Origin of the sequence: Micromonospora sp. WMMD736 (genome assembly GCF_049179015.1) — a bacterium.
Lineage (GTDB): Bacteria > Actinomycetota > Actinomycetes > Mycobacteriales > Micromonosporaceae > Micromonospora.
The window spans coordinates 3,627,827-3,648,466 of record NZ_JBMHMI010000001.1 but is presented as its reverse complement, the minus strand read 5'-3'; the positions used below and the strand labels follow the sequence as shown (position 1 = coordinate 3,648,466).

At 72.9% G+C, this 20,640-nt stretch carries 14 protein-coding genes and 1 riboswitch; of the genes, 10 read left to right on the top strand and 4 right to left on the bottom strand.

Going from position 1 to position 20,640, the window contains the following annotated elements; genetic code table 11:
• Positions 1-52: 52 nt before the first annotated feature.
• Complete coding sequence (locus ACN269_RS16055) at positions 53-1,093, bottom strand: hypothetical protein (protein ID WP_421473208.1); 1,041 nt, start codon at positions 1,091-1,093, stop codon at positions 53-55.
• A gap of 103 nt (positions 1,094-1,196) precedes the next feature.
• Here ACN269_RS16055 and ACN269_RS16050 point away from each other — a divergent pair, with 103 nt between their 5' ends.
• From ACN269_RS16050 to ACN269_RS16040, 3 genes are read left to right on the top strand one after another with little or no spacing between them, the layout of a single operon-like run.
• Entirely contained in the window at positions 1,197-1,802 is a 606-nt protein-coding gene (locus ACN269_RS16050; RefSeq protein WP_421473207.1) for a class I SAM-dependent methyltransferase, read from the top strand.
• Positions 1,803-1,843: 41 nt separating this feature from the next.
• Positions 1,844-3,523 carry an ABC-F family ATP-binding cassette domain-containing protein gene (locus tag ACN269_RS16045; RefSeq protein WP_421473206.1) on the top strand — a complete coding sequence of 560 codons (1,680 nt, stop codon included), beginning with the start codon at positions 1,844-1,846 and terminating at the stop codon, positions 3,521-3,523.
• A gap of 55 nt (positions 3,524-3,578) precedes the next feature.
• Positions 3,579-4,523, top strand: coding sequence for an aldo/keto reductase (locus ACN269_RS16040; protein ID WP_421476372.1), 945 nt, complete (start codon positions 3,579-3,581; stop codon positions 4,521-4,523).
• Positions 4,524-4,584: 61 nt separating this feature from the next.
• Here ACN269_RS16040 and ACN269_RS16035 read toward each other — a convergent pair whose 3' ends face one another.
• Positions 4,585-5,106, bottom strand: a complete 522-nt coding sequence (locus ACN269_RS16035; RefSeq protein ID WP_421473205.1) for a hypothetical protein — start codon at positions 5,104-5,106, stop codon at positions 4,585-4,587.
• Positions 5,107-5,341: 235 nt separating this feature from the next.
• Positions 5,342-11,185: a ThuA domain-containing protein gene (locus ACN269_RS16030; protein WP_421473204.1), complete on the bottom strand. Its 5,844-nt coding sequence runs from the start codon at positions 11,183-11,185 to the stop codon at positions 5,342-5,344.
• A 290-nt stretch (positions 11,186-11,475) separates the two neighbouring features.
• Positions 11,476-11,585, top strand: a riboswitch (TPP riboswitch).
• Between ACN269_RS16030 and thiE the strand changes: the two genes are divergently transcribed.
• From thiE to thiC, 7 genes are all read left to right on the top strand, one after another.
• Positions 11,580-12,203, top strand: coding sequence for a thiamine phosphate synthase (gene thiE, locus ACN269_RS16025; protein WP_421473203.1), 624 nt, complete (start codon positions 11,580-11,582; stop codon positions 12,201-12,203). (Overlaps the previous riboswitch by 6 nt.)
• Positions 12,200-13,294, top strand: coding sequence for a glycine oxidase ThiO (thiO, locus tag ACN269_RS16020; protein ID WP_421473202.1), 1,095 nt, complete (start codon positions 12,200-12,202; stop codon positions 13,292-13,294). Before thiE ends, thiO begins: the two co-directional genes overlap by 4 nt.
• Positions 13,294-13,494, top strand: a complete 201-nt coding sequence (gene thiS / locus ACN269_RS16015) for a sulfur carrier protein ThiS (RefSeq protein ID WP_421473201.1) — start codon at positions 13,294-13,296, stop codon at positions 13,492-13,494. The genes thiO and thiS overlap by 1 nt, the downstream gene beginning before the upstream one ends.
• On the top strand, positions 13,491-14,270 hold the full coding sequence (locus ACN269_RS16010; protein ID WP_421473200.1) for a thiazole synthase: 780 nt from the start codon (positions 13,491-13,493) through the stop codon (positions 14,268-14,270). Before thiS ends, ACN269_RS16010 begins: the two co-directional genes overlap by 4 nt.
• Positions 14,267-15,013 carry a thiamine phosphate synthase gene (locus ACN269_RS16005; protein WP_421473199.1) on the top strand — a complete coding sequence of 249 codons (747 nt, stop codon included), beginning with the start codon at positions 14,267-14,269 and terminating at the stop codon, positions 15,011-15,013. Before ACN269_RS16010 ends, ACN269_RS16005 begins: the two co-directional genes overlap by 4 nt.
• Positions 15,010-15,795 carry a bifunctional hydroxymethylpyrimidine kinase/phosphomethylpyrimidine kinase gene (thiD, locus tag ACN269_RS16000; protein WP_421473198.1) on the top strand — a complete coding sequence of 262 codons (786 nt, stop codon included), beginning with the start codon at positions 15,010-15,012 and terminating at the stop codon, positions 15,793-15,795. The genes ACN269_RS16005 and thiD overlap by 4 nt, the downstream gene beginning before the upstream one ends.
• Positions 15,796-15,812: 17 nt before the next feature.
• Positions 15,813-17,405 (top strand): phosphomethylpyrimidine synthase ThiC, encoded by a 1,593-nt coding sequence (gene thiC / locus ACN269_RS15995; protein ID WP_421473197.1) that lies wholly within the window; start codon positions 15,813-15,815, stop codon positions 17,403-17,405.
• Between the two features lie 35 nt (positions 17,406-17,440).
• Here the strand turns inward: thiC and ACN269_RS15990 are convergent, their stop codons facing one another.
• Positions 17,441-20,599, bottom strand: a complete 3,159-nt coding sequence (locus tag ACN269_RS15990) for a hypothetical protein (protein ID WP_421473196.1) — start codon at positions 20,597-20,599, stop codon at positions 17,441-17,443.
• Positions 20,600-20,640: the final 41 nt, after the last annotated feature.

The window sequence follows — 20,640 nt, the reverse complement described above, 5'->3', positions numbered from 1 at the left end:
ACGACGGGTGTGCCACCTGTTCGGCGGCACACCCGTCGGACGCGGGCGCGGGTCAGTTGCCGTCCTCGCTGCCGCTCTGGCTGCCGCTGCCCTCGGTGGACGCCCCCGTGGGCTGCCCGGCCGTGCCGAGGTCGGCCCGCCGTTGCAGGACGCCCCGGCTGAGGTGCGCCTCGATCATGTCGAACAGGACGTCCCGGACCTTGGTGTCGCCGGACTTGACCGCGGCGCCGTCGGAGCGGACCACCAGGGCGTACGCCAGGTAGTGGCCGCGGACCTGCCAACCCACCCGGGCCGGGGCGCTGGTCAGCGCATCGGTGTCGTCGCCGGCGGTGAGCCCCCGGAACCGGCCCTGCCGTTCGTCGAGGATCTGCCGGATCCGGTCCCGGGCCCGCTCGGCGTTGGCCCGGTCGGTCAGGTTGAACAGGCCGGTGGTGACCAGGTGCTCGCCGCCAGGGCTCCGCAGGGTCGCCCGGACGACCTGGTTGCAGCCGAGCCGGACCAGCAGGTCCGCGACCTCGTCCGTGGCGGCGACGGCGCAACTGCCGCTGGACTGGGTCTTGAGCACCTGGTAGGCGGGCTGGCCGTCGGCGAGCTTCAGCTCCTTGTTGGGGAAGAGTTCCTTCGCGGTCAGTGGCGCCTGGTCGGTGTCCCGCGAGTCGAGATCCTGCTGTTGGGCGGTGGCGGACGGCGCGGCGTTCGGCTGGTACGTCGGGGTGGGCTGTGGCGTCGCGTCGCGATCCAGCAGCAGTGCGGCGGCGCCGAGGCCGCAGAGCGCGAGCAGGACGAGGACGGCCGCGCCGCCGATCACCACCTGCCAGAGCCGCCCACCGCCGCGTCGTGCGGACGGCTCCACCGGCTGAGCCGAGGTGTAGACCCGGCTGCGGGGAGCCGCCATCGGCGGGGTCACGCGGGGTGCCGACGGCGGCTGGTTCGACGGCAGCACCAGCTGGTTGGGTCGGGGCAGCGACGGCGCGGGGAAGCGCGACGGCGAGGGGCCGGCCGGTGGAGGGGGACCGGCGCCGAGCACGTCCAGGTCGGACCCGGGCTCGGGGTCCTCGAATGCGTCCTCTTCGGACTCGTACCGATACACCATGTCGCCCAGAGTAGGAGTTATTGTCCCTTTAGGGGGTAATATCGGGGAAATGTGGGTGTGGGCAGTGTCGTGAGTCGGCCGGGCCGGTGCGAGAATTGCCGACGTGACCGGCGACCACTACTTCACCGCGCAGCCCGCCAGCGACGCACCGGCGCGCGAGGTCGAGTTCTCCGTCGCCGACCGCGACTACCGACTCGCCTCGGCCGGCGGGGTCTTCTCCGCCAGCCGCCTCGATCCCGGCACCGCCGTGCTCCTGCGCAAGGCCGACCTGCCCGCCGCCGACACCACAGGTGACCTGCTCGACCTCGGCTGCGGGTTCGGGCCCATCGCGTGCGTCCTGGCCGACCTCGCGCCGACGAGCACCGTCTGGGCCGTCGACGTCAACGCCCGCGCCCGCGACCTCACCGCCGCCAACGCGGCGCGCATCGGCGCCGGTGACCGGGTCCGGGTGAGCGCGCCGGACGACGTACCGGCGGAGGTGACGTTCGCCCAGCTCTGGTCCAACCCGCCCATCCGGATCGGCAAGGACGAGCTGCACGAGCTGCTGCGGCGCTGGCTGCCCCGGCTCGCCCCGGACGGCGTCGGCTGGCTGGTCGTCGCCCGGCACCTGGGCGGCGACTCGCTGCAACGCTGGCTCGTCGAACAGGGCTGGCAGGTGCAGCGGCACGCCAGCCAGAAGGGCTTCCGGGTGCTGCGGGTCACCCGGTAATTGGATGTCCCTACCGGCCCCGGTTGGGGCAGGATCCCGGCGTGGGATACGTGGACGTGGCAGCGGTCGGGCACACCCTGCCCGACGGTCGGGAACTCTTCGCCGACGTGTCGTTCCGGGTCGGTGAGGGTGCCAAGGTCGCCCTGGTCGGGCCGAACGGCGCGGGCAAGACGACGCTGCTGAGGATGGTCGCCGGTGACCTTCCGGTACGCGCGGGCGGCATCGCGCGGGCCGGTGGGCTGGGCGTGATGCGGCAGTTCATCGGCATGATCGGCGACGAGACGACGCTCGGCGACCTGGCCCTGTCGCTGGCCCCTCCGGCGCTGCGCGACGCCGGCCGCCGGCTCGGCGAGACCGAAGCGGCCATGCGGGCGGCCGAGGCCCACGGCAAGTTCAGCACCGCCGCGGGCAAGGCGCAGCTGGCGTACGCGGACGCGCTCGGCGCCTGGGGCGAAGCCGGCGGGTACGACGCCGAGGTGCTCTTCGACACTGTCGCCACCATCGTGCTCGACCAGCCGTGGGACGCCGTACGGGACCGACCGGTGCGTACGCTCTCCGGCGGGCAGCAGAAGCGGTTCGCCCTGGAGCTGCTGCTGCGCGGCCCGGACGAGGTGCTGCTGCTCGACGAGCCGGACAACTTCCTCGACGTGCCCGGCAAGCGCTGGCTGGAGGCGCGACTGCGCGAGTCGACGAAGTCGGTGCTCTACGTCTCGCACGACCGTGAGCTGCTGGCGCAGAGCGCCGACCGGGTGGTCGCCGTCGAGGGCGGCAGCGCCTGGGTGCACCCGGGTGGGTTCGCGAGCTGGCACGAGGCCCGGGTGGCCCGGCACGCGCGCCTCGACGAACTGCGCCGACGCTGGGACGAGGAGCACCAGAAGCTGCGCGAGCTGATGCTGATGTACAAGCAGAAGGCCGCGTACAACGACGGGTTGGCCTCGCGGTACCAGGCCGCGCAGACCCGGCTGCGCAAGTTCGAGGAGGCCGGGCCTCCGCCCGTACCCCCCAAGGACCAGGACATCCGGATGCGGCTGACCGGCGGGCGGACCGGCAAGCGCGCGGTCGTCTGCGACCAGCTCGAGCTGGACGGCCTGACCTTCCCCTTCGACCTGGAGATCTGGTACGGCGACCGGGTGGCGGTCCTCGGCGCCAACGGCACCGGCAAGTCGCACTTCCTGCGGCTGCTGGCGCGCGGTGGCACCGACCCCGACCCGGCCAACGGGCCGGTCGACGGCGCGGGCGCGCTCGCACCGGTTTCGCACGACGGCGTGGCCCGGCTCGGCGCGCGGGTCCGCCCCGGGCACTTCTCCCAGACGCACGACCGGCCGGAGCTGATGGGTAAGACGCTCGTCGAGATCCTGTGGCGGGGCGACGAGCACCGCCAGGGGATGGACCGGCACGCGGCGATGGGGGTGCTCAGTCGGTACGAGCTGGCCGGGCAGGGTGACCAGCGCTTCGGCACCCTCTCCGGCGGGCAGCAGGCCCGGTTCCTGGTGCTGCTGCTGGAGCTGTCCGGGGCGACCCTGCTGCTGCTCGACGAGCCCACCGACAACCTCGACCTGGCCAGCGCCGAGGCCCTGGAAGCGGGTCTGAACGCGTTCGAGGGGACGGTGGTGGCCGTCACGCACGACCGGTGGTTCACCCGCTCCTTCGACCGGTTCGTGCTGTTCCAGGGCGACAACGAGGTGGTGGAGACCCCGGAGCCGGTCTGGGACGTGGGCTGATCGGTCACCGGGCGGGCGTGCGTCCGGCCGGCATAGGGTGGATCTCGTGACTGAGATGACCTATCGCCGGCTGGGCGACTCCGGGCTCGTGGTGTCCGTCGTCGGAATCGGCTGCAACAACTTCGGCCGCAAGCTGGACCTCGACGGCACCCGGGCGGTCGTCGACGCCGCCCTGGACGCCGGGATCAACCTGTTCGACACCGCCGACATCTACGGCGAGCCGCAGGGTGGCTCGGAGGAGCTGCTCGGGCAGGCGCTCAAGGGCCGCCGCGACGACGTGGTGGTGGCCACCAAGTTCGGCATGGACATGCACGGCCTCAACGGGCCGGACTTCGGGGCCCGTGGCGCGCGCCGCTACATCGCCCGCGCGGTCGAGGCGTCGCTGCGCCGGCTCGGCACCGACCACATCGACCTCTACCAGATGCACGAGCCCGACCCGGGTACGCCGATCGACGAGACCCTCGCCGCCCTGGACGACCTGGTCCGCGACGGCAAGGTGCGCTACCTGGGCAACTCCAACTTTGCCGGCTGGCAGATCGCCGACGCGGACTGGGTCGCCTCGTCCAACGGCCGGGCCCGCTTCATCAGCGCGCAGAACCACTACAGCCTGCTGGAGCGCTCCGTCGAGACCGAGGTGATCCCGGCGTGTGAGCGCTTCGGCCTCGGCATGCTGCCGTTCTTCCCGCTCGCCAACGGCTTGCTCACCGGCAAGTACAAGCGCAGCGAGCAGCCCCCGGCCGGCAGCCGGCTCTCCGGCGGCGGCCGGTACGCCGACCGGCTCGCGGCGGCCGACTGGGACACCATCGAGGCCATCGAGGCGTACGCGAACGAGCGGGGTCTGAGCATGCTCCAGGTGGCGATCGGTGGCCTGGCCGCCCAGCCCGCAGTGACCTCGGTGATCGCCGGCGCCACCAGCGCCGAGCAGGTACACGCAAACGCCGCCGCCGGCACCTGGGAGCCCACCGACGAGGACCTGACCGCCCTGCGCGAACTCCTCTGAGCCGGAACACGAAGGGCCGGGTCGCAACGCTTGCGACCCGGCCCTTCGTCGTCGGTGCCGGTCAGTCGGAGCGGCGGCGGCCGAAGAGCATGGCCACCCCCATCGCGGCGGCGACGAGCACCAGCCCGGCCGCCGCGAACGGCCACCACCGGGCCGCACCCGATCCACCTGTCGGCTTGTTGAGCGCGACCGGGGTGGGCGGCGGCTGGCTCTGGGCCACCTGCGCCTGCACGGTCGCGGTGGTCTTGGTGCCGTACGGCGCCGGGGCGTTCACCGTCACCTGCCAGGTGCCGGGGGAGAGCACCGGACCACTGCTGTAGAAGCCCTGCCCCTCCGGTGCCGGCTCCAGTTGCACCGGACCCACCTGCTGCTTGTCCGGGCCGATGGCGGTGAGGGTCAACCGCACCACCTGGTCGAGCCGGCGGCCGTCGGCGTAGGTGGCCTGGATCGTCACCCCGACGGCACCGTCACCGGCCACCACCAGCTTCAACTTGTCGGCCCGTGCGGCGGCCGGGGCGGCGGCGACAAGCGTCAGGGCCAGCCCGACGAGGACGGCGGCGACCGCCGTGCGGATACGCGTCACGGACGTCTCCTTCCTAGGCCGTGTGTCAAAGTCCTCGGTCGAGCCGAGGCGGAGTCCAGGCGGCGGTCCGGCAAGGCGGAGATTCGTCCGGATACCGGTGTTGTATCCGGACGAAGCTCCAACGCGGCCGGCCGTCGTCTGGGCCCGCCGCAGGCCGGCCAGGGGCTTTGACACACGGCCTGATGAGGGAGGCCCCTCCCCGACGCCGGAGCGTCGGGAAGGGGCCTCGGTCGGATCAGAGCTGGCGACCGGGTGCCAGCCGGGTGGCGTCGCCACCGAGCCGTCCCGTGCCCTTGATGGGCTCGCCGTCATTGGCCTTGACGCCGGCCTTGCTGGCCGTCCCGCCGAGCCGCACGATCATCGCGTCGGCGTCCCGGGTGAGGGTGTCCCGGATCTCGGCCTCGGCCACCAGGGTGGCGTCGGTGGCGAGGTCCCGGAACTGGGTCAGCTGCTTGACCGCCTTGTTGTCGTTGCCGGCCGCCTCGGCCTGGCGGGCCGCGTCGAGCTTGGCGGTCAACTGCTTGTGCGCCTTGGCCGACAACCGCCCCGTCGCCTTGAACCGGTCCAGCAGGAACTGCATGTCGCGGAACGAGGTGGTGACGAAGAACCGGACGTTCGAGGTCGTCTTGTTGCCGGCCTTGTCGGTCGCGGTGACGGTCAGCTCGTGCAGGCCGAGCGACAGCTCGTACATGGCCTGCAGGGTGCCGCTGGCGTACGTCTTGCCGTCGAGCTGGCCGACCACGGACGCGATGCCCGAGGTCGGGTCCACAGCCTGCCAGGACACCCGGACGTCCTGGCTGTCGCCGTAGAGCTGGCCGTCGGCGATACCGGAGACCAGCAGCGTCGGCTTGCTGCCGTCGATCTTCAGGATCGCCGACTTGAGCGTCTCGACGTTGCCCGCCTTGTCGGTGGCCCGGTACAGCAACTCGTGCTGCCCGTCACCGGTCACCTCGACCGGCTCCGTGTACGGCGTCCACGCGCCACCGTCCAGCGACCACTCGACCGTCTTGACCCCGGAACCCGCGTCGGTCGAGGCGAGCACCACCGGGATGGTCCCGTTGTGCCAGCCCTCGTCGTTCGCCGGAGCGAACGTCGCCGTGGTCACCGGTGCGGTGGCGTCGATCTTGACTGCGACGGTCTTCGTCGACTCCACGTTGCCGGCCTTGTCGGTCGAGCGGAACCGCAGCTCGTGCTCGCCGTCACCGCTGATCGCCACCGGCGCGGTGTACGCCGTCCAGGCGGTGGCCCCGTCCAGCTGGTACTCGGTGCTGGCGAGCCCGCTGCCACCGGCCTCGTCGGCGGCGGCCAGGGTGACCGTCACCGGCCCGGTGTACCACCCGTCGGTGGGGGTGCCGGACACCGTCGCCGTGGTGACCGGCGCCTTCTCGTCGGCCACCTTCGTGCTCAACCGGAAGTAGTCGAACGCGGCCGTCTTCGACGCCGTCTGGTTGGCGCCGAGGGTGAACAGACCCACCTTCGGGGTCGCGCCCACCGCGCTGTTGGTCAGCGCCTCCAACGCGGTCCACGTCGTCCCGTCGGCCGAGTACGACGCGGTGAAGGTGTCGCCCACCCGGGCCAGACGCAGGTGCCACACCGCCGAGGTGAGGCTGGTCGCCTCCGGCTGCGGGTTCTGCACCGTTCCGCCGACCTCGCTGCGGAACTCGATCCGCCGGGTGACCGCCTGGCCGGCCTGGTTGTCCGCGATGAAGTCGAACTTCAGGTAGTTGTCGTCGTCGGCCATGACGATCAGGCCGGCCTGCTGGTACTGCTCGTTCAGCAGGCTGCCGTCGACCTTCGTCTCCAGGGTCCAGTCGCCCGAGGGCGCGGTCTGGAGGATGAAGTTCTTCGGCCCGGTGTTGTCGGTGCCGTAGATGTCACCGTTCGGCACGTCGATCCGCAGCGCGCCGTCGGTCACCCGGTAGCCGTTCGGGTCCTCCCGCAGGATGGCGTCCCACCGGCACTTGTCCAGCGTGGTGCCGGTGAACTCGTCCGACGGCTCGACCGGGCCGGCCGGAGCGTCCGGCGTGACCACGAACGAGTCGAACGCGGCGTCCACCACGGGCGCCTCGGTGCCTCCGTTGAGCGCGAAGACCCCGATCCGCGGGTTGGTGATGCCGGCGAGCGCGGCCGAACGACCGACCGGGGTGAACGTCTGCCCGTCGCCCGAGAAGGAGGCGGTCAGGTTCGTCCCGTCGCTGGTGACCCGCAGGTACACGGTGTCACCCGCCGGTGCGTTGGCGGCGTCCGCGGACTCGTTGCGCGGAGTCCCGGCCGTCTCCCGGATGAACTCCACGCGACGGCTGCCGTTGTAGAGCAGGTCCACCTTGGCGTAGTTGTCGTCGTCGCCGTACACCAGCAGACCAGCCTGCTGGTAGTTGGCCGTCACTCCAAGCGTGACCTTGGTGGTCATCGCCCAGGCGCCGGTCGGCGCCGGCTGGAGCACCAGGTTGGTGGCGTCGTTGCGGGCGCCGTAGAGGTCACCCACCGCGGTGGGCAGCTTCAGCGCGCCACCGCTGAGCGAGTAGAGCTGGTTCTCCCGGACCACCGTGGTCCACCGGCTCTTGTCCAGCGTGTTGCCGTTGAAGTCGTCCGAACGCGCCCCGAGGCAGGACGTGTCCGGAGCGTTGACGCGCACCGGCACCGTGGCGTACGACTTGGCGCCCTTGCTGTCGGTCACCGTGAGGGTGGCCGTGAAGGAGCCGACGCTGGTGTACGTGTGGCTGGCGTCCAGGGTGGACGCCGTGCCGCCGTCACCGAAGTCCCAGGCGTACGTCAGCGGGGTGTCGCCCTCGGCGTCGGTGGCCGTGCCGTCGAACGCGACGGTGAGCGGCGCGGTGCCGCTGCCCGGGGTCGCGGTGGCGGTGACCACCGGCGGCCCGTTCTCGGTGACGCCCCGACCGACGAAGTCCATCCAGTTGACGTTGAACAGCGAACCGGTTCCGCCGTTCGGGTCGCGGGCCACGAAGTACAGCCCGCCGCTCGCGGCACCGGTCACCGGCGCGCTCACGTCGGTGTACGTCTGCCACCCGCCGGTCGCCGGAACGGTGGCCGTGGCCACGACCGGTCCGTCGACCGCACCGGCGTGGACCTCGATCCGACCGCCAGCGGCGGCCGAGGCGGCCCGGAACCGGATTTCGGTGATGTTGGTCAGGTTCGCCGGGACGACCGACCACCAGTCGCCGTCCTCGATGAACGCGATGCTCTGGCCGCCACCCGCGGTGTCGGTCGCGGCCTCGCGCTGCACGCCGGCGTCTCCGCCGCCGGTGCTGCCCGCAACCCGCCCGGTGGCCGTAAAGTACTCGGCCTGCTTCTGCTTGGGCTGCAGGATCTCGATCTGCCGGCCGGTGAGCGCGCCGGAACCGCCCGCGCCGCCCTTGTCGGTGTAGGTGGCCTCGAAGACCGCGAACACGTTCGCCTCGGCGCCGTGCCCGGAGGCGAGCGACGTCTGGACCGTGCCGGTGCAGCCGGTGTGCTGCTCCAGCGGGTGGGCGTGCTCGTCGTGACCGAGCAGCACCTGGAGGTTGACCTTGGAGCAGTCGATCTGCCCGTCCTCGGGGTCGGTCACCTTGACCGTGTAGCGGACCTGGTCACCCCAGTTGAAGAAGCCACCGTCCGGCGGGAACTCGATGGTCACCGTCGGCGCCGTGTTGCCCACGGTGACCGGCACGTTGGCCACCGCCGTGCGGCCCTTCGGGTTGGTCACGGTGAGCTGGGCGGTGTAGTTGCCCGCCGTCGCGTACGTGTGCGTCGGGTTGGCCTCGGTGGAGGTCTGCCCGTCGCCGAACGCCCAGGCGTAGGTGAGCGTGCCACCGTCCGGGTCCCGGGAGCCGGCGCTGGAGAACTCCACCGTCAACGGTGCCGGACCCGAGGTCGGGTTGGCGGCCGCCGCCGCGATCGGCGCACGGTCACCGGCGGTGTAGTCGATCCGGTAGACCCCGGAGTTGTCGTTGTTGCCGCCGAAGCCGCTGCCCCACTCGATCAGGTACAGCGCGCCGTCCGGACCGAACTCGAAGTCCATCGGCCGGATCATCGACATGCCCGGGAGCAACTGGTTGATGTCCACCAACGACTTGCCGTCGGGGGTCATCTGCATCGTGTACATCTTGTTCTGGTTCCACTCGCCCAGCAGCGCCTTGCCGTCGTAGTAGGCCGGCCACTTGCGGGTCGAGTTGAGGTTGGCGTCGTACCGGTAGGCCGGGCCGCCCATCGGAGCCCCACCGCCACCGATCTCCGGGTACCGCGCGTCACCGGCGTAGCCGTAGTCGACGGTGGCCGGGACGACCGGCGGGAGGCTGGTCAGACCGGTGTTGTTCGGCGAGTTGTTCACCGGCGCGGCGCAGTCGAACTTCGGACCGCTCGGGCCGGACGGGAACGTGTAGTCGTTGTACGCCTCGTTCGTGCCCGTGCAGTACGGCCAGCCGTAGTTGCCGGGGGTCACGACGTTCCACTCGACGAGACCGCGCGGGCCCCGGTCCGGGTTGTTCGAGTTGGCGTCCGGCCCGTAGTCACCGACGTACAGCGTGTCGGTCTTCGGGTCGGTGCCGATCCGGAACGGGTTGCGGAAGCCCATCGCGTAGATCTCGGGACGGGTCTTCGCGGTGCCTGCCGGGAAGAGGTTGCCCGACGGGACGGTGTACGTGCCGTCGTCCTCCGGGTGGATCCGGAGCACCTTGCCGCGCAGGTCGTTCGTGTTGGCCGACGTGCGCTGCGAGTCGTAGTCCTGGCGACCCGGCCGCTCGTCGAGCGGCGCGTACGCGTTCGACTCGAACGGGTTGGTGTTGTCACCGGTGGCCAGGTAGAGGTTGCCGGCGCTGTCGAAGGTCATGCTGCCGCCCGCGTGGCAGCAGGTGTTGCGCTGGGTGTCGACCCGTAGCACCTGCTTCTCGCTCGCCAGGTCGATGGTGTCGCCGGTCACGGTGAACCGGGACAGCAGGTTGCGCGACACGTTGTCGTTCGGGGCGTAGTACAGGTACACCCACTTGTTGGTGGCGAAGTCCGGGTCGAGCCGGATGCCGATCAGGCCGTCCTCGTTGCCGGTGAAGACGTCCAGGTCGACGGCGGTGACGGTGTTGCCGGTGTCCGGCTTGATGATCTGCACCCGACCGTCGCGCTCGATGTAGAAGACCCGCCCGTCGGGGGCGATGTCCAGCTCCATCGGGTTGCTGGTGTTGCTGTCCAGCGTGACCTTCTCGAAGTTGGAGGTCTTCGACGCGCCGCAGTCGGCGTCGACCACGCCGGCCGCCGTCTGGATGCCGCCGAGCAGGTGCTTGAGGAACTCGGGCTCGGCGTACGACTCACGGGTGTGCCCGCCGCCGGTGTACCAGGAGCGGCCACCGTCGAAGTCCTGGCACCACGCCGTCGGGTGGTCGGCGCCCATCGCGCCGGCGCCCGGGGTGTAGCTCTTCTCGTCCAGGCTGGCCAGCACGTGCACGTCCGGCCGCGGGTTGGTCTGGAAGTTGTACCACTCGTCGAACCGGGACCAGCGGTCCGGCAGTTCGGCGGTGGACGGGTGGGCGTGGTCCTCCACCTTGACCGTGGCCTGCTGGTTCTGCGGGTGGTTGGCGAAGTACGCGCCGACCAGGTCGCCGTACCAGGCCCAGCTGTACTCGGTGTCCGAGGCGGCGTGGATGCCGACGTAACCGCCGCCGGCCTTCACGTACCGCTCGAAGGCCGCCTGCTGGTCGGCGTTGAGCACGTCGCCGGTGGTGGAGAGCCAGATCACGGCCTTGTACTTGGCGAGGTTGGTGTCGCTGAACGCGGCACCGTCCTCTGTGGTGTCCACCGTGAAGCCGTTCGCCGCGCCGAGTTGCTGGATGGCGGCGATGCCGGTGGGGATGGAGTCGTGGCGGAAGCCGGCGGTCTTCGAGAAGACCAGGACGGAGTAGGGGTCGGCCGCTGCGGCCTTCGGTGCCTTCGGCACCGACTGGGTGAGCGGAGCCGCGACAGGCACGTCTCGCGCGGGGATCTGCGCTCCGGTCGGAGCTGCCTGCGCCGGGGACCCGAGAAGGGCCGTCGACGTCAGTGCTAGGGACAACAGGGTAGCGGTGAGTGGTACACGGGCACGACGAGAACGGGACACGCCGCCTCCAATGTCGCGGTGGACAGGGCTCGCGGGGCCGGCTCGCCGAAGACCGTCCCAGATGGAGCCGGTGGGGACGCCGTGCCAGGGCGTCCACGCCGGCATTTTGTCGACTCGCTGAACAAATTAGTTCTGCTGCATCGATGTCCGGCAAGATGCCGGCGGGTAACGGTTCTGCAACGGCGGGCGACATTCCGAACAGGACCGGAGAAAGTACCCCGATCGATGCGTGCCGTAGGGCCGATGGCCCGCCCTTGGCAGCGAGGGTCGAACTGTCGTACGGTGACAGGCAAGTAACCCACGGGAGCCCGGTGTACCGGGCTGAGAGGGGGGCTGACAGCCCCCGACCGTCGAACCTGATCCGGGTAATGCCGGCGCAGGGAGGAGCGTTGCCGTGCCGTCCCTTGGACGACTGCATCTGATCACCGACACCCGACCCGGGCGCGACCCCCTCACCGTGGTCCGGGCCGCCCTCGCGGCGGCCCGCGCCGACCTCGTCGTGCAGGTCCGGGTCGAGGACTCCGCCACCGACCGCGAGGCGTACGACCTGGCTGAGCGGGTGCTGGCGCTGTGCGCGCCGTACGGGGCGACGTGCCTGGTCAACGACCGGCTGCACGTGGCGCTGGCGGTCGGCGCCGCCGGTGGACACGTCGGCGCCGACGACCTGCCGGTCGCCGCGGCCCGGCACGTGCTCGGCCCCACCGGCGTGCTGGGCGCCACCGCCCGCGAGCCGCGATCCGCGGTCGCGGCCGTCGTCGCCGGGGCCACCTACCTCGGCGTCGGCCCGTGCCACGCCACCAGCACCAAGGCCGGTCTGCCCGACCCCATCGGGTCCGTCGGGGTACGCGACGTCGTCGACGCCGTCGACGTGCCGGTCATCGCGATCGGGGGAGTGACCGCCGACCGGGTGCCGGCGCTGCGCGCCGCCGGGGCGTACGGGGTGGCCGTGGTCGGGGCGGTCTCCTCGGCCGCCGACCCCGGGCGGGCGACCACCGAGCTGCTGCGGGCGCTGGTGTGACCCGCGCCGACGTGGCGGTGGTGGGCGCGGGCCCGGTCGGGCTGGCGGTCGCGTGGCGCTGTGCCACCCGTGGGCTGCGCGTCGAGGTGCACGACCCGACGCCCGGCTCCGGGGCGTCGGCCGTCGCCGCCGGGATGCTCTCCCCGGTCGCCGAGGCGTACTTCGGGGAACGGCGACTGACCGAGCTGCTGGTCGCCTCCGCCGCGCGGTGGCCCGGGTTCGCCGCCGAGCTGACCGAGGCCAGCGGCACGCCGATCGGCTACCGGACCGAGGGCACCCTGATGGTCGGACTGACCGGCGACGACCTGGCCGAGGCACGCCGGCTGTGGGCGTACCAACAGGGTCTGGACCTGCCGGTGACGCCGCTGCGCCCCAGCGAGCTGCGCGACCGCGAACCGGCGCTCGCCCCCCGGGTGCGCGGCGGCGCGCTCGCGCCCACCGACCATCAGGTCGACCCCCGGCTGTTGGTGCCGGCGCTGGCCACGGCCGCGCAGCGGGCCGGCGCGACGCTCGTGCCGCGGCCGGTCCGTCGGCTGTCCGACGTGGACGCCGGGGTCACCGTGGTCGCGGCCGGTTGCGGCGCCGCCGCCCTCACCGGCCTGCCCGTGCGGCCGGTGAAGGGCCAGATCCTCCGGCTGCGCGCGCCCGGCGGCGTCGCGCCGGGCTTCCGGCACGTGATCCGGGGGTACGCCGACGGCGAGCACGTCTACCTGGTGCCCCGCGCCGACGGCGAGGTGGTGCTCGGCGCGACCGTCGAGGAGCGGTCGGACACCACCGTCACCGCCGGCGCGGTGCAACGACTGCTGCGCGCCGGGATCGACCTGCTGCCCGAACTGACCGAGTACGACCTGGTGGAGGCCGTCGCCGGCCTGCGGCCCGGTACCCCGGACAACGCCCCGATCCTCGGGCCGCTGCCCGGCCGGCCGGACGTGCTGGCCGCCACCGGGCACCACCGGCACGGCATCGTCCTCACCCCGGTCACCGCCGAGGCGATCGCCGACCTGGTGCTCACCGGGACGCCCGACCCGCTGCTCACCGGCTTCGACGCCGCCCGGTTCGCCGGCCCGAGCAGCAGTTTCGAGGAGGAGTGATGGAGCTGACGGTGAACGGAGCCGGGCGTACCGTGCCCGGCGGCGCGTCGGTGGCCGACCTGGTCCGCGACGTCGTGCCGCACCAGCGGGGCGTCGCGGTCGCGGTCAACGGCGAGGTGGTGCCCCGGACCGGCTGGCCGGCCACGGAGCTGCGCGACGGCGACCGCGTCGAGGTGCTCACCGCCGCGCAGGGCGGGTGAGCGGCGTGGCGTTCGAACTGGGCGGGGAGACGTTCGGCTCGCGGTTGATCCTCGGCACCGGCGGGGCCGCGAACCTGCACGTGCTGGAGCAGGCGATCCGGGCGTCCGGCACGGAACTGGTCACGCTCGCGCTGCGCCGGGTGGACACCGCGCCGGGCACCGGCGGCGGGCTGCTGGACCTGCTGGACCGGTGCGGCGTACGGCTGCTGCCGAACACGGCCGGCTGCCACACCGCGACCGAGGCGGCGAAGGTGGCCCGGCTGGCGCGCGACGCGTTCGACACCGACTGGGTGAAGCTGGAGGTCATCGGCGACGAGCGGACGCTGCTGCCCGACGGGGTGGAGCTGCTCCGCGCCGCCGAGGAACTCGTCGCCGACGGTTTCACGGTACTGCCGTACACCAGTGACGACCCGGTGCTCGCCCGCCGCCTCGCCGACGTGGGCTGCGCCGCGGTGATGCCTGCCGGGGCGCCGATCGGCTCGGGACTCGGCATCGGCAACCCGCACCACATCCGGTTGATCCGGCAGAGCGTGGACGTGCCGGTGATCCTCGACGCCGGCATCGGCACCGCCTCCGACGCGGCGCTCGCCATGGAGCTGGGCTGCGACGCCGTCCTGCTGGCCAGCGCGGTCACCCGGGCCGCCGACCCGGTGGCGATGGCCACGGCGATGCGGTACGCCGTCGAGGCCGGCCGTCTCGCGGCGGGTGCGGGCCGGATCGCCCGGCGCTTCCACGCCCTCGCGTCCACCCCCGACGAGGGAAGACCGGACCTGTGACGGGGCCGGCACCGTCGGGGGTCGTCCTGCTCACGGATCGTTCGGTGGCATCCGGTGGGCTCGCGGGGATCGTGGCGGCGGCGGTCGCCGGGGGAGTTCGCTGGGTGGTGCTGCGGGAGAAGGACCTGCCCCGCGCCGAACGCGCCGCCCTCGCCGCCGACCTGCGGGCGATCCTCGCCGACGTCGGCGGGACGCTCATCGTGGCCGGTCCCGACCCGCTGGGCGGCGACGCCGTGCACCTGCCCGCCGCCGGCCCGTACCCGCCGCCACCGCACCGCCTGGTCGGCCGCTCCTGCCACAACGGAACCGAACTGAACCGCCTGACCACCGAGCACTACGCCACCCTCTCCCCAATCTGGCCCACCAGCACCAAACCCGGCTACGGCCCTTCCCTGGAAGCAACGGGCCTACGCAAGCTGATCGACGTCAGCCCGGTACCCGCCCTCGCCCTAGGGGGAGTGGAGACACCCGAACAGGTATCCGCCTGCGTGCAAGCAGGAGCCGCAGGAGTAGCCGTGCTCGGCGCACTGATGCGAGCAAAGGACCCCACAGAAACAGCCCACCAGCTAATGAGCGCCTTCGCCGAGGCGGTCACCCAGAAGCTTGTAAAAAGCCGGCACCAGCGCACGGAGGTCCCCCGGTCAGGGCTGCGGCCGACCGTGCCCACGCAGGGATCAAGCCTGACCGCCCGGAGTGGGCATGGTCGGCCGCAGCCCTCAACCGCAACCACAGAGGAAAGATGACCCCCAGAACCACCCTGACAATCGCCGGCTCAGACTCCGGCGGCGGCGCGGGCATCCAGGCGGACCTCAAGGTCTTCGCGGCGCTCGGCGCGTACGGCACGAGTGTCCTCACAGCGGTCACCGCGCAGAACACCCGGGGTGTCGACGCCGTCCTGCCGTTGCCGCCGCGCACGGTCGCGGAGCAGTTGGACAGCGTGCTCGCCGACTTCACCGTGGGCGCGGTCAAGACGGGGATGCTCGGCACCCCGGCCGTCGCCGACGTGGTGGCCCAGGCCGCCCGGGACGGCCGGCTGCCCCAGCTCGTCGTCGATCCGGTGCTGGTCGCCACGAGTGGCCACCGGCTGGGCGTGGTGGGCGCGGTGGAGCGGCTGCTCCCGTACGCCCGGGTGGCGACGCCGAACTGCGCGGAGGCCGCGGCCATCACCGGACGCGGCGTGGACGACGTGGCGGGGATGGTCGTGGCCGCCGAGGCCCTCGCGGCCGGCGGCCCGGAGTACGTGGTGGTCACCGGCGGCGACGTCGGTGGGGACGAGGCGGTCGACGTGCTGCACGGCGACGGCGTCACCACCCTGCTGCGTGGTCCCCGGGTGGACACCCGGCACACCCACGGCACCGGCTGTTCGTTCTCGGCGGCCATCGCGGTGCGGCTGGCGCTGGGTGATCCGGTGCCGGCGGCGGTGCAGGCCGCCAAGGAGTACGTGTTCCGCGCGCTGACCGGCGCTCGGAGCTGGGAGCTGGGCGCGGGACGTGGACCGCTGAACCACTTCGGCTGGTCCGCTTGATCATCAGGGAGGCTGTCATGCACGCACGAGGCAAGGTGTACGTCGAGGGGTCGCGGCCGGATGTGCGGGTGCCGTTCGCGGAGGTGACGCTGACCGGTGACCATCCGCCGGTACGGCTCTACGACACGTCCGGCCCGGGGTCGGACCCGGCGGTGGGGTTGCCGGCGCTGCGTGGTCCGTGGATCGCCGAGCGCGGTGACGTGGCCCCGGTGCGGGGCGCGGGCACACCGCTGGCCGGCGCGGACGGTCGCCGGCCCACGCAGCTCGCGTACGCGCGGGCCGGTGTGGTGACGCCGGAGATGGAGTTCGTGGCCATCCGGGAGAACGTCGACCCGGAGCTGGTCCGGGCCGAGATCGCCGCCGGTCGGGCGGTGCTGCCGCTGAACGTGAACCACCCGGAGTGCGAGCCGGCGATCATCGGCAAGGCGTTCCTGGTCAAGGTGAACGCCAACATCGGCACCTCGGCGGTCAGCTCGTCGGTGGCCGAGGAGGTGGAGAAGCTCACCTGGGCGACCCGCTGGGGTGCGGACACCGTGATGGACCTGTCCACCGGCAAGCGGATCCACGAGACCCGCGAGGCGATCGTCCGGAACTCGCCGGTGCCGATCGGGACGGTGCCGATCTACCAGGCGCTGGAGAAGGTCGGCGGCGACCCGGTGAAGTTGAGCTGGGAGGTGTTCCGGGAGACCGTCGTCGAGCAGGCCGAGCAGGGCGTCGACTACATGACGGTGCACGCCGGGGTGCTGCTGCCGTACGTGCCGCTGGCCGTGGACCGGGTCACCGGGATCGTGTCGCGCGGCGGCTCGATCATGGCGGCCTGGTGCCTGGCCCACCACGAGGAGAACTTCCTCTACACCAACTTCGCGGAGCTGTGCGCGATCCTCGCGCGTTACGACGTGACGTTCTCGCTCGGTGACGGGCTGCGGCCCGGTTCGATCGCGGACGCCAACGACGAGGCGCAGTTCGCCGAGCTGCGTACCCTCGGCGAGCTGACGAAGATCGCCTGGGAGCACGACGTGCAGGTGATGATCGAGGGCCCGGGTCACGTGCCCATGCACAAGATCAAGGAGAACGTGGACCTCCAGCAGGAGTGGTGCCACGAAGCCCCGTTCTACACGCTCGGGCCGCTGACCACCGACATCGCGCCCGCGTACGACCACATCACCTCGGCGATCGGCGCGGCGATGATCGGCATGTTCGGGACCGCGATGCTCTGCTACGTCACCCCGAAGGAACACCTCGGCCTGCCGGACCGCGACGACGTGAAGGCCGGCGTGATCGCGTACAAGATCGCCGCTCATGCTGCCGACCTGGCCAAGGGGCACCCCGGAGCGCAGGCGTGGGACGACGCGCTGTCGAAGGCGCGGTTCGAGTTCCGCTGGGAGGACCAGTTCAACCTCTCGCTGGACCCGGAGACCGCGCGCTCGTACCACGACGCGACGCTGCCGGCCGAGCCCGCGAAGACCGCCCACTTCTGTTCGATGTGCGGCCCGAAGTTCTGCTCCATGAAGATCACCCAGGAGCTGAAGGAGTACGCCGCCCGCGGTATGAAGGACAAGTCGGAGGAGTTCGTGTCCGGCGGCGGGAGGGTCTACCTACCGCTCGCCTGACCGAGCGGCTCCTTCGACCGCCCCGGCGTGGGCGGTCATTCGCGGTGGTGGCGGCCGGTGGAGCGCAGCGAGCGACGGCCGCTCTCCTGCTCGGGCTCGTTGTCGGTGACCGGCTTGCTCAGGCCGGCGACCCAGTCGACGAACTCCTCGTCCTGCGCGGGCAGCGGCTCCGCCGCATCGGGCGCGGGCCGGCTCTCCTCGTCGGCCCGCACCCGGTTACGCCGGAACAGGCCGCCGAGCCGCCCCCGCCGGGAGGACTGTCGCCCGTCGTCCGTGGACGTCCGCGCGGAGTCCTTTCCCGGCTCGGCACCGTCGGCGGTCGACGCGTCACCCTGCTCCGGTACGACCGGAGTGATCGACGGCGGCACGATGGACCTCGCCAGGGCGGCCATCGCGCTCGCCTGGTCGGCCTGGCCGGTCGTGCCGTGGGCCTGGCCCGGCGTGCTGACGGCCCGCCCGGTCGTGTCCGGGGCAGGAGTGGGCGACCCGCCCTGCCCAGGCGTACCGGTGCTCTGATCCGATGGCCTGGCGCGGCGGTTGGTGTTGAAGGCGTCCCAGGTGGGCACGCGGCTCAGGTCGGGCAGGGGTGCCCGGTGGCGGAAGCGGGGCGTCCAGTCGGTCGACTGCTCGGTGTTCGCGGGCGCATCCGCCGCGGACGGCTCCGGGTCGGTCGATGCCGTGGTCCAGGACGGGGTGGCCGACCAGGCCGGTGCTGCCGGCGTCCACCGGTCGGCCCCCGCGTCGCCGGCAGTGGTCTCGCCGAACAGCGAAGCGCCGACGCCACCCTCGGTCGTCGCCTGTCCGGTGCGGCGGCCCGCCCCGGACTCCTCGACCGGCCCGGAGCCTTCGGCCGGCTCGGCGGGTAGGCCCCGGGGTTCCGCTTGAGTGGTCCGCGCCGCTTCGCCCGGCTCGGCGCTGTCACCCAGGTGGGAGGGGCGCGGCGCGTCCTGGCCGAGCGGCTGGTCGGCGCGTGTCACGTCGGCGTCCTTGCCGGCGCGGGTCGTCCGCTTGGCGCGTCCGCCGGTCGTCCCCTCGGTGCTCGCCCCGGTGGGCGGCGTTTCGGCGGTGGCCGGCGCACCGGTGTTCGTCCCGGCGGCTGCTGCCGTGCCGTCGTCGCTCACGGTCGCCGAGGTGGTGGCCGGCACGGACTTCGGCTTGCGCGGGCGACGCGGCTTGGGCGCGGTCACGTCGGCGGCGCGGTCGCCCGCGCTCTCGGTGCTCGGCGTGCCGGCCACGTCGACGACCTGCGGACCCGTGCTCGGCGTGCCGGTCACGTCCGCGACCTGCCGATCAGCGCTCGGCGTGCCGGCGTTGGCTGCGGCCGGCTCGCCGCTGCCCGCGCTCTGCGTTCCGGCGCTGCCCGTGGCCCGCGTGCCGGTGGTGCCCGCGGCCGGAGTGCCGGCGCTGCGCGTGGCCGGCGTGTCCGCGCCGCCTGTGGCCGGCGTGTCGGCGCTGCCCGTGGCCCGCGTGCGTGCGCTGCCGGTGCCCGCGCTGCCGGTGCCCGCGCTGCCGGTGGCCGGAGTGCCGCTGGTGCCGGCGGCCGGAGTGCCGGTCTCGCCGGAGCCGTCCGTGGCGAGCGGGGCCTCCGTGACGAGCGGGGCCTCCGTGGTGGGCGGGGCCTCCGTGGTGGGCGGAGCATCGGTAGTGAGCGGGGCTCCGGCGGCGCTGATCATGGTGCGGTCGCTGCCCGGCTCGGTGCGGCCGGCCGTTTCGCTGCCCGGCTCGGTGCGGCTGGCCGTATTGCTGCCTGGCTTGTTGCGGGCGGTCGCCTTGCCGCCTGTCGCGCTGTCGCCGACCGTGTCGGGCGTCGGGCTGACGGCGGCGGTCGCGGGCGTGGTGGACTCCGCAGCGGGCCGGGCCGGGTCGACGGCACCGCTGGTCGCGTCCTCGTCGCGGCTCGACGGCTGCCGCCCGGCGGTGAACTCACCGGTCGGGTCGGTCAGCCAGGAGGCGCGGGCCGGTGTGCCGTCGTGCCGCGCGCCGGTGGCGAACGCGTCCGGGGCCGCGGCGTCCGCTGCCGGAACGGCGGCCTCGGCCCGCTGGCGGGGGCCGACGGGTCGAGGGACCTCGCCCGGGCGCGTCGCGTCGGCGGGGACCGGGCCCTGCTGGCCGGTCGTCGAGGCCGACGGCCAGTCCCAGTGGGCGGGGACGGTGCGTACACCGGCGGTGTCGTCACCGGCACGCGCACCCGCAGCCCTCCCGACCAGCTGACCACCGGCGGACCCGGGGTGGTCCTCGGCCGGATCCGTCGACGTCGACGGCTCGTCACCCGGCAGCGTCGGGCCGGCCGGCAACGGACGCAGGATGTCGGTGGGCGCGATCGCCTCGGGATCGGCGGCGCGGGCGCCGACGGGCCACCGCAGCAGGGCGGCGGCCGCGGCCCCGAGGGCGCCGGCGAGGACGGCGATCAGCGCGCCGTAGTACGGGGTCGTCTGGTAGCGGTCGACGGCGTCGCCGGGGCCGGCGGTCAGGTAGGCGAACGCCACCAGCACCGGACCCGCCACCCCGGTCGCCGCGCTGATCAGCGGGAGCTGGCCGCGCCACCGGGCCAGCCCGGCGGTCGCCGCACCCGCGAGCAGCGCCACCAGGGGCAGCACGAGCAGCGCCAGGCGCTGCGCGGCCGTGTCGTCGAGCCAGTTCGGTTCGAGGACGCCGAGCCGGACCGTGGGCAGCGGGCCGGCCGTACCGAGCGATGGCAGGACGGAGACCAGCGCCAGCAGCCAGACCGTCCCGGCCACGGCCGCCATGTTCCAGCCCAGCTCCGGCCGGAGCAGTACGGCGATTGCCGCGCCCGCGCCGATGACCGCGCCGAGGATGGCGCAGATGCCGACCGCCCAGACCGGGTCCACCGAGATCAACTCAGCGGCTCGGGCGGGCTGCATGCAGAGCGGGGCGACGGCGGTCGCGCCGAGCGCGGCGGCACCCCCGATGGCCAGGTGGCGGCCGGTGCTGGCCGGTGGGACGTCCCGGCGGGCCAGCCGTCCGGTCAGGACGGCGCCGGCCACGGCGGCGTTCGCGGCGAACCAGCCCACCCAGACGAGCTGGGCCGGCCACTGGTTTACCGTCGAGCCGGTGAAGGCGCCGGTGAGCCGGACGATGCCGAAGCCGTACGCGACGCCGAGCTGGCCGGCTCCGGCCAGCACGCTCACCCCGAGCGCCGTGAGCAGCAGTCTGCCCCAGGTCCGATAGGCCATGTGCGGCACGTTACGCACCTGGTACACCCCATCGCCACCGG

Excerpts from the sequence above, each read along its gene's own strand:
- ACN269_RS16055 (WP_421473208.1), bottom strand. The coding sequence starts at position 1,093 with ATGGTGTATCGGTACGAGTCCGAAGAGGACGCATTCGAGGACCCCGAG.
- ACN269_RS15990 (WP_421473196.1), bottom strand. The coding sequence starts at position 20,599 with ATGGCCTATCGGACCTGGGGCAGACTGCTGCTCACGGCGCTCGGGGTG.
- thiS (WP_421473201.1), top strand. The coding sequence starts at position 13,294 with ATGGAGCTGACGGTGAACGGAGCCGGGCGTACCGTGCCCGGCGGCGCG.
- thiD (WP_421473198.1), top strand. The coding sequence starts at position 15,010 with ATGACCCCCAGAACCACCCTGACAATCGCCGGCTCAGACTCCGGCGGC.
- ACN269_RS16040 (WP_421476372.1), top strand. The coding sequence starts at position 3,579 with ATGACCTATCGCCGGCTGGGCGACTCCGGGCTCGTGGTGTCCGTCGTC.
- thiC (WP_421473197.1), top strand. The coding sequence starts at position 15,813 with ATGCACGCACGAGGCAAGGTGTACGTCGAGGGGTCGCGGCCGGATGTG.